Origin of the sequence: Pseudoxanthomonas sp. CF125 (assembly GCF_900104085.1) — a bacterium.
Lineage (GTDB): Bacteria > Pseudomonadota > Gammaproteobacteria > Xanthomonadales > Xanthomonadaceae > Pseudoxanthomonas_A.
The window spans coordinates 90,278-102,810 of record NZ_FNLD01000004.1 but is presented as its reverse complement, the minus strand read 5'-3'; the positions used below and the strand labels follow the sequence as shown (position 1 = coordinate 102,810).

At 63.2% G+C, this 12,533-nt stretch carries 11 protein-coding genes; 6 read left to right on the top strand and 5 right to left on the bottom strand.

The features are described from left to right. Window positions 1-17 precede the first annotated feature (17 nt). On the bottom strand, window positions 18-1,466 hold the full coding sequence (locus BLR66_RS18035; RefSeq protein ID WP_093290040.1) for an MATE family efflux transporter: 1,449 nt from the start codon (window positions 1,464-1,466) through the stop codon (window positions 18-20). Window positions 1,467-1,783: 317 nt separating this feature from the next. On the opposite strand from BLR66_RS18035, the gene BLR66_RS18030 reads away from it, so the two are divergent. After that, entirely contained in the window at window positions 1,784-3,421 is a 1,638-nt protein-coding gene (locus tag BLR66_RS18030) for a trehalase family glycosidase (RefSeq protein ID WP_093290039.1), read from the top strand. A 123-nt stretch (window positions 3,422-3,544) separates the two neighbouring features. Here the strand turns inward: BLR66_RS18030 and BLR66_RS18025 are convergent, their stop codons facing one another. Continuing rightward, on the bottom strand, window positions 3,545-4,879 hold the full coding sequence (locus tag BLR66_RS18025; protein ID WP_143014698.1) for a tetratricopeptide repeat protein: 1,335 nt from the start codon (window positions 4,877-4,879) through the stop codon (window positions 3,545-3,547). Between the two features lie 156 nt (window positions 4,880-5,035). Here BLR66_RS18025 and BLR66_RS18020 point away from each other — a divergent pair, with 156 nt between their 5' ends. From BLR66_RS18020 to BLR66_RS18010, 3 genes are all read left to right on the top strand, one after another. Then, window positions 5,036-5,539: a helix-turn-helix domain-containing protein gene (locus BLR66_RS18020; protein WP_093290037.1), complete on the top strand. Its 504-nt coding sequence runs from the start codon at window positions 5,036-5,038 to the stop codon at window positions 5,537-5,539. Then, window positions 5,536-5,952 (top strand): VOC family protein, encoded by a 417-nt coding sequence (locus BLR66_RS18015; RefSeq protein ID WP_093290036.1) that lies wholly within the window; start codon window positions 5,536-5,538, stop codon window positions 5,950-5,952. Before BLR66_RS18020 ends, BLR66_RS18015 begins: the two co-directional genes overlap by 4 nt. Window positions 5,953-6,093: 141 nt before the next feature. Beyond that, a complete protein-coding gene (locus BLR66_RS18010; protein ID WP_093290035.1) occupies window positions 6,094-6,324 on the top strand; it encodes a hypothetical protein in 231 nt (76 codons plus the stop codon). Window positions 6,325-6,705: 381 nt separating this feature from the next. Here BLR66_RS18010 and BLR66_RS18005 read toward each other — a convergent pair whose 3' ends face one another. Beyond that, window positions 6,706-7,503: an FKBP-type peptidyl-prolyl cis-trans isomerase gene (locus BLR66_RS18005; RefSeq protein WP_093290034.1), complete on the bottom strand. Its 798-nt coding sequence runs from the start codon at window positions 7,501-7,503 to the stop codon at window positions 6,706-6,708. A 567-nt stretch (window positions 7,504-8,070) separates the two neighbouring features. Here BLR66_RS18005 and BLR66_RS18000 point away from each other — a divergent pair. Next, a complete protein-coding gene (locus BLR66_RS18000) occupies window positions 8,071-8,862 on the top strand; it encodes a hypothetical protein (protein WP_093290033.1) in 792 nt (263 codons plus the stop codon). A gap of 39 nt (window positions 8,863-8,901) precedes the next feature. Here BLR66_RS18000 and BLR66_RS17995 read toward each other — a convergent pair whose 3' ends face one another. Beyond that, on the bottom strand, window positions 8,902-10,425 hold the full coding sequence (locus BLR66_RS17995) for a M20/M25/M40 family metallo-hydrolase (RefSeq protein WP_093290032.1): 1,524 nt from the start codon (window positions 10,423-10,425) through the stop codon (window positions 8,902-8,904). A gap of 285 nt (window positions 10,426-10,710) precedes the next feature. Between BLR66_RS17995 and BLR66_RS17990 the strand changes: the two genes are divergently transcribed. Continuing rightward, the gene (locus tag BLR66_RS17990; protein WP_143014697.1) at window positions 10,711-11,163 is read left to right on the top strand and encodes a hypothetical protein; all 453 of its coding nucleotides are present in this window, start codon (window positions 10,711-10,713) and stop codon (window positions 11,161-11,163) included. A gap of 97 nt (window positions 11,164-11,260) precedes the next feature. On the opposite strand, the gene BLR66_RS17985 is transcribed toward BLR66_RS17990, so the two are convergent. Beyond that, a complete protein-coding gene (locus BLR66_RS17985; protein ID WP_093290030.1) occupies window positions 11,261-12,487 on the bottom strand; it encodes a DUF1444 domain-containing protein in 1,227 nt (408 codons plus the stop codon). Window positions 12,488-12,533 lie beyond the last annotated feature (46 nt).

The window sequence follows — 12,533 nt, the reverse complement described above, 5'->3', positions numbered from 1 at the left end:
AGCCCGCCCTTCGGTCGCTACACCTGCGCCGTCTTCCACTTGCCGCGCGAGAACAGCCACAGGGTGAACAGCCCCACCGACGTTTCGGAAACGAACACGCCCCAGAAAACACCCGTGTGCTGCCAGCCCAGGGTGATGGCCAGGACGTACGACAGAGGTATCTGCAGCAGCCAGAAGAACACCACGTTGATCTTGGTGGGCGTGACCGTGTCGCCGGCGCCGTTGAAAGCCTGCACCGCTACCATCCACCAGCCGTAGACGAAATACGAATACGACAGGATCCGCAGCCATTGGCCGCCGATGGCGATCACCTGCGCATCGTCGGTGAAGATGGCGATCAGGCGGTCGTGCAGGAAGAAGAACAACACGGAGATCAGCAGCGTGAACGCCATGTTGTACCAGCCGATCCGCCATACCGACGCTTCCGCGCGGCCCGGCTGGCCGGCGCCCAGGTTCTGCCCCACCAGGGTGGCTGCGGCATTGGACATGCCCCAGGCCGGCATCAGCGTGAACATCATGATGCGGATGGCGATGGTCGCGCCGGCCACGGCCTCGCTGCCGATACCGGCCAGGATGCGCATCAGGAATATCCACGAAGTCATCGCCACGATCATCTGGCCGATGCCGCCCAGCGAGGTGCGCACGATGTTCCACATGATCGCGCCGTGCCAGGCCAGTTGCGAGGCGGCCACGCGGATGTGCTTGCCGCCGCGGAACAGGACCCACAACTGATACAACACACCCGTTCCGCGGCCGATGACGGTGGCCAGGGCGGCGCCCTCGATGCCCATCTCGGGGAACGGGCCGATGCCGAAGATCAGCAGCGGGCACAGCAGGATGTTCAGGCCATTGGCCAGCCACAGCACGCGCATGGCGATGGCCGCATCGCCGGCGCCGCGGAAGATCGCGTTGATCACGAACAGCAGGATGATCACCACGTTGCCGCCCAGCATCCACTGCATGTAGGGATAGCCGTGCTCCAGCGTCCAGGGGTCGGCGCCCATCAGGCGCAGCAGATCCTTGGCGAAGAAAATTCCCGCCACCGCGAACGGCACCGCCAGCAGCACCGCGACCCCGATCGCCTGCACCGCGGCCACCGCCGCTCCCTCGCGGTTGCCTTCGCCGATGCGCCGCGCGACCACCGCCGTCACCGACATCGCCAGACCCATGGCGATGGCGTAGAGCAGGAACAGCAGGCTCTCGGTGAGCCCCACCGTGGCCACCGCAGACGGGCCAAGCTTGGCAACGAAGAAGATGTCCACCACCGCGAAGGTGGATTCCAGCACCAGCTCCAGCACCATCGGCACGGCGAGCAGGAATACCGCCTTGCGCATCGGAATCTTGGTGTAGTCCGCATTGGTGCCGCGGATCGCGTCGCGCAGTTCAGCCCATAGCGATTGCGCGGGCGCTGGCGCCTCCGCAGCGCTGGCTTCGATCTGGCCGGTGGGTTGCGGTTCGGTACTCATGCGCGCATGGCTCCCTGATTCGCGAAAACGCCGATGGTAACCGCAGAACGGGTTCTGTTCCGCGTTTGAGCGCTGCTCGCACGCAGCGCGCCGCATCGAACGCTTTCAACGGACATGCAACTCTCGATGTGGGACATGGCTCCTCCTGAGGATGGGCGAGAAGGGCCCATGCCCACCGCCTTTCCCATTGCGACGAACGGGCCGGCCCGGAATCGACATGGCCGAACAGCGCATCTGGTCTGCAAGCGCCGTTCTCGCATGGGTTACAGTCGAAACCCCGGCTTCCACAGTCAGGACCTGATCATAGGAAACCTCCCATGCCCACCCTGCCTCACGCCACCGCGCTCGCTCTTTCGCTGGTCTTGGCCTTCGGCGCCAAGGCCGCCGAGCCGGATCCTGCGAAAACCCTCGCCTACATCGACCAGGGATGGACCACGCTGACCCGTTCCATGGAAGATTGCTCTTCGCTGCACGACGACAAGGTCAAGACCCGGCCGGTCCTCTATCTGCCTGCAGACCTGAAGCGCAGCGCCGCCATCGATGCGATAGCCGAGCGTTGCAAGGTCGATGTGCGCGTGCTGCCGCAGACCATTACCCAGATCGGCGAACTCGATCCCTCGACGCTGCCGCAACAAGGTCTTCTGTACCTGCCCAACCCCTATGTGGTGCCGGGCGGATTCTTCAATGAGATGTATGGCTGGGACAGTTATTTCATCGTGCTGGGCCTGGTCGCCGACAAGCGCGAAAAGCTGGCCCGCGATATGGTCGATAACTTCCTGTTCGAAGCCGAGCATTACGGCGGCGTACTCAACGCCAACCGCACCTATTACCTCACCCGCTCGCAGCCGCCGTTCCTGGGTGAAATGATCCGCGAAATCCTGGACGCTCCCGCCAGTTTCGCCGACCGGCGCGATGCCGATGCCTGGCTGGCGCGCGCGTACCCGTTGGCGCTGCGCGACTACGCGGTCTGGGACCGCCCCGAGCATCGCGCCGGCGATACCGGCCTGGCGCGCTATTTCGACTACGGTGCCGGTCCGGTGCTGGAAATGCACGATGCCGACTATTTGCGCGGCGTGATCGAATGGCTGCTCGCCCATCCCGGGCGCGACCCCGGCTATCTGGTGGAAGCCTCCGAATATCCCGACGACGCCGAAGCGCAACGGCTGAAGACCACCAGCTGCGACGTGCGCGCCTCCGAAGTCTGCGCCCAGGCCTGGGCCAAAGGCCACCGGCTCAGCGCCGATTATTATCTGGGCGACCGTGCGATGCGCGAGTCCGGCTTCGACGTCAACTTCCACTTCGGGCCTTTCGCCGGCTCCACCCATCATTACGCGCCGGTCTGTTTGAACAGCCTGCTCTACCGCTACGAGATCGCCCTGCGCGATTTCGCCCTGCGCCTGCGCAAGAAAGACGACGCGCAGCGCTTCGCCAAAGCGGCCGAAGCGCGCAAGGCCGCGATGGACAAGTACCTGTGGAAGCCTGGTCCCGGCATGTACCAGGACTACGATTTCGTTGCCGGAAAATCCGCTGCCGATCCATACATCACCACTTTCTACCCGCTGTGGGCCGGCGCGGCCTCAAAGCAGCAGGCGCAGGCGGTGCGTGAAAAGCTGCCGTTGTTCGAGCGCAAGGGCGGCCTGGCGATGAGCGCGGACGAAAGCGGCGCGCAGTGGGATGCGCCTTTCGGCTGGGCGCCGACCAACTGGCTGGCAGTCGCCGGCCTGGACGCTTACGGTTTCCATGAAGACGCCCGGCGTGTCGGCGGCAAGTTCGTCGCCACCATCGACCGCAGCCTGGCCCACGATGGCACCATCCGCGAGAAATACAACATGGCCACTGGCGATGCCGACGTGAAGGTCAGCGCTGGCTATAGCGAGAACGTAATCGGCTTCGGTTGGAGCAATGGCGTGTACCTGAAGCTGCGGGATTTGCTTCAGGACCGGAAGGTACGCTGACGGACGAACCGATGCGTAGGGAGAACTCAAGCCCCCCCCGTATGATGGCCGACCTACGGGGCCCGTTGCAGGCTGCGAATTAATCGCGATGCTGGCGCCCCAAGCAGCTTCTCGCCAAGCCACTCATTCCGAAACGCGGAGGTAATCCGGCTTGGCCAGCATCAGCTGCGTCTGGTAATAGTATTTGTCGGTGGGCTTGCCGCGTTCTATGAAATGGATCTTGACCTGCGTGGCGTATCCCAGCACGGTAATGTCTTTTCCTTTCAGGAATTGATCGGGGGCACTGCCGTATTTGCGCGTGAAAGCAGCCTCCACTTCGGGAGCGAAGACCACCGAAAGATTACGCGCGTCGCGATAATCGGTTTCCGAATTCAGATACAGGTAATTGCGGTCGCGGCCACTCGCTTGCACTTTCATCACGAACAGGCCTGGCACACTGCCGTCCTCCTCGGCGGCCAACACGCCGGCAACCTTTGCGGAGATGCGCTCGCCTTCGCCGGTCAGCAGCATCGCCTCCAGCACCGGCAGTACGGCCACGCCGCCGCCGCAGCTCGCATCGATGGTCGACGCCGGCCCCTGGCCTATCAGCTTGACCGCCGCCATCATCGGCTCATCGGCGTGCTTGTTACCATCCAACGCCAACACGGCCCACTTCCGATACAGGGCACCTGCCAGGGTCAACCGGGCGATACCGTAATCCATCAGCTCGCGCGCCTTGGTCGCTTCGACGATCGCCGCATCGGCATCGCCGCGCCAGCACAGCAGGAATGACGCGTAGTTGCCGTGCGCCCAAGCGCTGGTTGGCCTGGCCGCCACATCGGCCCGGTATACGCCTTCGGCGTCGTCCAGGCGTTTGGTCCGTTTGTAGTACCGGATCAGGCCTTCCCGCGCCGCGGTGTTGATGCGCGGGTCATTGTCCGCCAGCACCTTCCGGTAGCGCGCCACCGCTTCTTCGTGGCGATTCTCGTCCATCAACAGTTCCGCCCAGTTTAGGTGCAGCCAAGGATCGTCCGTGCCCAGTCGATCTGCTTTCTGCAGTGCGGCCGTCGCCTGCGCCGGTTTGCCCATCAGCCGGTAGACATGGCCTTGGAGGACAAAAGCACGAGCGTAGTCCGGCGCGATTTCCAGGGCCTTGCCCAACGCCTGGTCGGCGGCTTCCAGAGTGCCCGCACGGAAAGAATCCCCGCTGATGTGTCCATCGATCAGGTAGTAGCGTGCATACAGACGGTAGGCATTGGCCGAGCGCGGATCGTCGCGCAACACCCGGTCGAGTTCTGCCTTGGCGTCGTCCTTACCTTCCCCCTGCCCTTCCCATGCGTCCAGCAGCGACTCGGCGCGCTGCAGGCGCGCTTCGGATGAAGCCGGGGCGCCGGCCGGGGCGCCCTCAGCGGCGGCGACCACCCGCGGTATGATCGCGGCCGTGAAACCGGCCATCGCCAGCCACAAGAAGTGCCGCAAGCAATGCTGCGCTCGGCTCTGCATTCGTGTACCCCCGTTGCGAATACAGTCTAGATTGGCCGACGGCGGACGATTGTCAAGCGATGGGCCGCAAACCCGATACCAAGACATCACCTGCGAATCGACTCCCATGCACCGCTACCCGGAGCATGATCGATGAGCCAACAAGCATCAGGACGCAACAGCCAGGACCCAGAGCTGCTGCGCCGCCTGCTGCGCGCCAAGGACCGCATGGATGCCGCCTCGCACGAGGCGTGGCCAGTGCAGCGTTTGGCGAAAGTCAGCAGTGTATCCGAGGCCCATTTCGCGAGATCCTTCAAGGAAGCCTTCGGCCTGCCGCCGCATCGGTACCTGCTGACGCGACGGATCGAGCGGGCCAAGGCGCTGTTGCGCGACACGGATACGCCCGTCCTTGAGATCGCATTGCAGACCGGTTGGAACAGCCTGGGCACGTTCGGGCGTACCTTCCGCGACGTCACCGGGGAAAGCCCCAGCGAGTTGCGTGCGCGCGAACGGGCCGCCCGGCACGAACTGGAGCGGGTGCCGGCCTGCTACGTCAGCGCCGCGTACCGGCCCGGACTCACAACCGCAGTTTCGGAGAAGCGGCGGCAGGAGGCCGGTGTTACAAAAGAGCCCCCGCAGAAACCGGAGGTTCCATGAGTCAAGGTATTGGAGTAGTCGGGCTGTACGTTCGCGATCAGGACGAAGCCCTTGAGTTCTATGTAGAGAAGCTGGGATTCCGCGTGCATACCGATGCACGCAACGGCGATTACCGCTGGCTGACGGTGCAACACCCGGACCAGCCCTCCCTGCAGCTCGGCCTGTTCAAGCCGCAGGCGCCGGAGCTGGACGCATCGACGGCGCGGAGCGTGCGCGAGATCGTCGCCAAGGGCGCCATGCCGCCGCTGGTGCTCAACGTGGACGATTGCCGCGGTGCGTACGAGCGTATGAGCACCCGCGGGGTGGAGTTCACCCAGGCACCGGAGGAGCGCTATGGCAACATCGACGCCAACTTTCGCGACCCTTCCGGCAATGGCTGGAAGATGATTCAGTCCGGCCGCGCATCAAGCTAGACAGGTCGTGGGGGCGCCGTTCGTGGGAGCGGCGTCCCGCCGCGAGCTCTTCCTCTGAGTGAGAGTTTGCGCCAAAAGCTCGCGGCGGGACGCCGCTCCCACGCCTCCTTCTTCATCCGTGAATCTGCAGAGGAATTCCCAATGAACTGGAACAAATGGATTCGTCAATTCCACCGTTGGGTGGCCATAGCTTTCACGTTGACTGTCATCGCCAACTTTGTCGCGCTGGCACAGAGTGGTGGTGCGATGCCGCCGCCCTGGATCACCTACTCCCCGCTGCTGCCGCTCGCCTTGCTCACGCTCACCGGCCTGTACATGTTCGTGCTGCCGTACGTGCGAAAAACGGGCGTTGCGCCACATGCGGCTGAGTAACGTCGGCGAATAGGTACTGGCTTACGGCGCGACCAGTTGCGTATGGCCCGGCGATATCTCGCTGCTTGTTTCCGCACCAATCTGCGTCCAGACCAGCAAGGCCAAGCCATTGTTGTGGCGGGGGTATGCGCTGTGTGGAAGCACCCCTTCTCCCCTCGCGGGAGAAGGGGGCGCGCAGCGCCGGAAGAGGGGCAAGCGGAGAGGAAGTAATTGAACGCCGGGGTCAACACAAGAAGCGACTCGACCGTGGCCGGGAAAAGCGGCCTGAAGCTCTCGGTCTCCGCTCCACCCCTCTCCCGCCGCGTAGGCGCGTCGACCTCTCCCACAAGGGGAGAGGTGGAACTTCCGATTATTTCTCGTGCACGGAGCGGCCGAACCGCCTTACGGCTTGGCGATCTGCAGCAGTTCGATCTCGAACACCAGGGTGCTGTTCGGCGGGATCGGGCCGCCCGGCGTGCCTGTTTCGCCATAGCCCAGTTTGGCCGGGATCCATAGCTTGTACTTGCTGCCCACGGGCATCAGCTGCAGCGCCTCGCTCCAGCCCGGCACCACCGAACCCAACACGAATTGGGCGGGTTCGTTGCGCTTGTACGAGCTGTCGAACTCGGTGCCATCGAGCAACGTGCCGGCGTAGTTCACGCTCACGCGGTCTTCCACTTTCGGTTTCGGCCCCGTGCCTTGCGTGATGATCTGGTACTGCAGGCCAGAGGCGGTGGTGACCACGCCGGGCTTCTTGCCGTTCGCAGCCAGGAAGGTCTTTTCCAGTTCCACGTTCTTCTTGCCCTGCACTGCCATCTCAGCCTGCTTCTTGGCCATCTCTTCCTGTTGCTTGGCCTGCATCTTGACCGAGAAGGTCTGCATCACTTTCGCCACCTGCTCTTCGTTCAACAGGAGCTTCTTGTCGTTGATGACATCTTCGATAGCCCGATTGAGGGTCTTCAGATCGACTTCGTCTTTCATCGGCTTGAGCGACTTGCCGATGTCCATGCCGATCATGTAGCTGACCTGCTCCTTGTCGGTCGCCAATCCGGGGATCTTCCCGGCCGCATCCTGCTTGGCGGCGGCATCGGCACTGGCCTCGGTGCCTGCGGGATCCTTTTCGGACGGTTTGCAAGCGGCGAGCACGAGGGCACATGAGGCTGCGGCCACGGCGAGGGTCAGGGTGCGGGATAGCTTCATCAAGAAAAACTCCAGGTATTGGCAAGGGGGTGAATAGTGGACTAAGAAAACCGGGGCCGGCCACCTGCGGGATACGCAAAACCGTCTACGTGGACCAATAGGGCGGACTCGAGCCCGCCGCATGATGTGCGACCTACCTGGTCTGCCGGTTAAACGCCGGGATCGGCGTTCAGCAACCGGTAGCGTCGGCGCATGAAGTGCCGATTGCGGCGCTCGAGGTAAAAAGGCCGGTGCATGGGGTCAAAACCCGGCATGTCGGGTAAAAAAAACCATAGCCCGGGTAGAGCGCAGCGAAATCCGAGACGCCGAAGTGGGGACGCCCAATTCGAGAGATATCCGCCGAAGCGCATCGGTAATGCGAAGCGCCCATGTGCCAGATCAAAAACCCCGGGTTTCGCTGCGCTCTACCCGGGCTATGCCATTCGCGATTTTCTGCGTATTGCCAGCACACAGAGCGGGCTCAAGCCCGCCGCAGGATGCCCGACCTGCAGCTTGCCAAGGACCCTCCCCTTCGTGGCAAGCTATCTGCGGGGACGGTGCCACGACGGCGCCAAGGGAAAAACACCGATGCATTTCGTACAGCGGGCTGCCTGTGCCGGGCGAGTGGTGGGCTGGATCCTGTGCTTCGCACTGCTGACCGGTTGCGGTAGCGGTCCGAAGGGAAACGAGTACGTGAACTATGACGGTACCACCCTTGTCGTCGAGGGCACCGAGTTCAAACGGGAAAACACGATGGACCCGCCCGGCACCTTCCTTCCCGGACGCGTCGTGGTGCAGCCGGATGATGACAATGTAGACGACGCCCTGACGCTCATCGAGCGCTATGGGCTGACGCTGGAAGGTCGCAGCTCCCAAGGCTGGCTGCTGGTCAAGGCGCCCGACGGTTTCGAGATGCAGTGGGCTGCAGCCATCCAATCGCAGCTCGGCGGGCGTAGCTTTGCGACCATCGACTCCGCCCAGTCGCCAACACTGGTAGTCACGGCCGCGGCCGCGGCTGGCAAAGCGCCGGTCGCGGAAGGGCCCGTGCCCGACGATGAGCCGTCCGCCGCGGACGTGCGCCGCATCGCCATTGAGAGATACGAGCGGCTTGAACAAGCCGGTGGTCTTCCCGTGACCATGACGGCCACCGGGCAGTCGGCGGTCCTCCACGCCAAGGTATTCGATGCACGCAAGGAATCCTGCCGGCGGCTTCCCAGCGCCAAGCCTGGCGAGTGGGAGTGCGAGGCCGAGCTGATGATGGGGTTGTGCAGCGGCGACTGCGACCCGTCCGACGAAGAGCCCCTGCCAAAGGGCGAGCGCGTGTTTATCCGCTGGGATCCTGCGCAGCGTGGCTTCACGCTCGACGATGATTTGAATTAGCACGTAGCCCGGGATTCGCTGCGCTCTACCCGTGCTGCGTCACTCGCTCGCCGTACTCCCGAGTTCGTACAGGTAATCGACGTACGACATCGCTGCGCCGTCGAAGCCCTGCACTTTCGGGTTGCTCGATTCGATCAGGAAGAACTCGTCAGGTGCGTGCGCGCCGCCGCCGTGGCCGAGGCCGAAGTGGCCGGACGGAAGCGACAGCGGCGGCTGCGTGAACACGAAGCCCGGGTAGGAGCCCGCCAGTCGCGGCCAAAGCAGCGGTTCGACGCCGCTGCGGCGCAGCACCGCCAGTTGCGCCTGGATCAGGCGCGAGTCGGCATCGGTGGTGGTGGGGTCGTAGCCGCCGCTGACATTGACGGCGATATCGCCGTAGCCGCGCTTGGCCAGATGCGCCTTCAGCGCCGCGACTGCGCCGTCCCGCGTCATCGGCGGCACCAGCCGCATATCGATCTTGGCCACCGCGCGATACGGCAATACCGTCTTGCCGCCCACGCCCGTGTAGCCACCCACCAAGCCCTGGATGTTGACCGTCGGCTGCGCGACCAGACGCTCGTTGGCCTTTTCCCACGACAGGTCGTCGATCCAGTGCGGCACGCCCAGCGATTTCTTGGTCGTGGCCTCGTCGCGCGCGGCTGCCGATTTCGCGATCATGGCGCGTGCCTCGGCGGTCAGCGGCGTGGGCGTTGGCAGACCGTCGATCGTCACGGTGTTGCCGTCTTTCGATACCAGCGTGTCCAACGCCTTGATCAGGCGCCACGCTGGGCTGTCGACCATCGCCTTCAGCGACGAATGCACGTCTTTCGCTGGCCCACGGCCCCATGCGTTGCCATCGGCAACCAGCTCCAGTTCGATCACCCCCTTGGCGCCGAGGTTGACCGTCACCGAGCCGTCGGAACCCTGCAATCCCATGGGCATGAATACGCCAACGCTCTTCTTCAGCGCGGCCTGGATGTCCGGCCGCAGCACAAGTTCGCGAATGTTGGGGGAGCCGATCTCCTCTTCGCCCTCGGCCACCAGAACCAGGTTTACCGGCATCTTCTGATTGGCATCGCGGATCGCCCGCAGCGCTGTGAGGAAGGCCATTTCCGGCCCCTTCTGGTTGGTCGCGCCGCGGCCGACCATCGCCTTGCCCAGGCCCGGCTTGTCGACGATGCGCGCTTCCAGCGGAGGCGATGACCATTCCGCGGGGTCGTACTGTTTGACGTCGTACATGAAGTACAAGCCGACGGTGGTCGGCGCACCCGCATCCAGCGTGGCGTATACGCCCGGTTTGCCGCTGGTTTCGACGATCTCGACGCGTTGGAAGCCCGCTTCGCGCGCCAGCTTCGCCATGTACTCGGCGCCCTGCTTCGCATTACGGTCTTCGGCCGCGATCGATGGCAATGCGATCCAGTCCTGCAACGTCTTCACTGCCGCATCGTGACGCTGGGCAATCTGCGCCTGGATCGCGGCGCGGTCAGGCTCGGCAGCCTGCACCGCGCCCGCCGTCAACAGGGCCAGTGCGGCCATTGCCAGTGTGCTGCGACGCGCACGCCGCGCAAGAACCGGTGCTTCCATACGTAGTTCCCCTGTAGTGATAGTGGTCTGAGTCTACCGTCGGACTGGCCGAGTGGACCGTGAACCTCGTACCGGGATAAGCCAAAAAAACTGAAGATGCGAACCGGCGTTTCCAGATGCCGCGTTATCGTTCGATGATGCGTACATCGGAACGATGTTCGGAGCACATAGGGCGGGCTCAAGCCCGCCGCATGATGCCCGACCCACGAGATCTACAGGGCCTGGCGTGCAGCCGCAACTTAGTGTCTGCTTCCCATTCTTACCCAACTTGCGAGGAACTCCATGTTGAACCGGATCGTCTACCTGACCTGCGCAGTCCTGCTGACAGCCGCACTCGCTGGGTGTACGCGGGAAGATCCCGACTGCACGGCTGCCGGTGAAGCGCTCTCCGATACTGCGTATCGCGAGCAATTGAGGGCGACTGTCCAGCGCTTGTTCGATGCGGGGGAGCTCGGTGAGATCAACACGCTGGTGAGGCCAGGCACGCCGCCCGACCTTCCCGGCAGGTACGGTGTCGCTGTCGCGCCCGAGTTCAACGCAGTGGGGTCAAAGCCTCTGTACCAACGGACCCTCTTCGACGCTCGCGGGCACCTGGTTGCGGTGTTCGTGGGCTGGGCTGCAGGCAAGGGCGTTGTCGTGGACTTGGCGAACGAGGATGGGGTCGTGCCGGCGGGCACCTTCGCCCCGATGATCGACTACGGAGATGGCGTCCAGCTGGTTTGCTCTCCACAGGACTAGTTGCCGCGGCCCCGAACGTCTGTCGGCCCTGCGCCGTTCCTGGGGGTCTATGCCAGCAAGAGCCCCGGGTTTCGCCTATGGCTCTACCCAGGCTACATCACTCGATAGAACTCAGCTGGGCGATGACAGTTGCGTCGGGGAAACCCTGCGTCCGGAATCTGGGTGGGTAGTGCCCGTGCTCCTCTTTCAGCAGGTGTCCAATCATGGGAAACGAAGCATCCCAATCAACTACCAATAAATCCCCCTTATCTCGGCGGTCGACTGTGTCCAGCACCAATCGGTCCGTCTTGGGCAAGAGAGCATCGACGCCTTCGGTCCACGCGCTCCACGATACGGTGTGCATCCCATCTGCCTGGTCGCGCAGAAAATAGCTGGCTACAAAGACATCGCGTCCTTCCCGTTCGTACAACGCTTCCAGGGATTTCTTCTGCTCTGCGTACTCATCGTTGCGCAAGAGGCGGTTGAGATCCAGTTGCCTTTCTCGATGTTTTGGCCAAGGAGCGGCGAAGGTCACGGTCTTTCCGTCATCGTCATAAGTGAAGGCCAATGCCGATACCCAGCGTCCGCTGGCCTCGAATGCCTGATGGCTAAGCTCGGTCATTGCTAGGACGCCGTTTTCATCGCGATCTCCAGTTACTAGAAGTACGTCGCGCGTCGGGATCATGAATACAGGCCGGCCCTTAACCGGCGCACGCTCCAGCACGTCCGGAAGTAGCGCACGGCTCGGGTCGTAACTATCGCCCCAGGCACCACGAAAGACTCCGGGCGCGACTTCCTCCCAGCCTTCGCTGGTCGCGTCACGGAGATTTTCACGCGCAATGACGAGTGCCTGATCCAAAGTCAGGCCCCACTCTTCCGGCGGTCCGCAGGTCAGGGTGTTTATCGTGTCAGGCTGGTCCAGCGCCAGGAGTTCGACGCAATCTTCACCGAAATGCCGATACCGGAACCCCGCGTCGGGATTTTCTTGTTCTTCAATGCGGCTCCGCCCCATATCGAGGATACCTGCCAGATTCCTGATGATTGGGATCATCATGGGGCGGGCTTCGTCCAGGGTTGGCTCATAAGGTACCGAGTTCGCGACGAGTATCTGGACATATCGCCTAACCACAGCGGTGCGCTCGGATCGCTTGGATGCGATGTAGTCCCTGTAAGCGTTAGCCAGGAACAGACACTGCCCTGACCCATGGGCGAGCCTGAATTGATCGGGCTCAAACTTGAGCGTTTCCTTGAAGCCGATCTTCCGGGCTTCCCGCTGAACGATTTCGGCAAAGCCCGCTTGACTAGGGGGATGGCCGGAAATCTTGTCCAAAAGGTTAGCAATCACCGGTTATACCTGAGCAGGGGGACACGCGATCTTCTCCGATCTACGC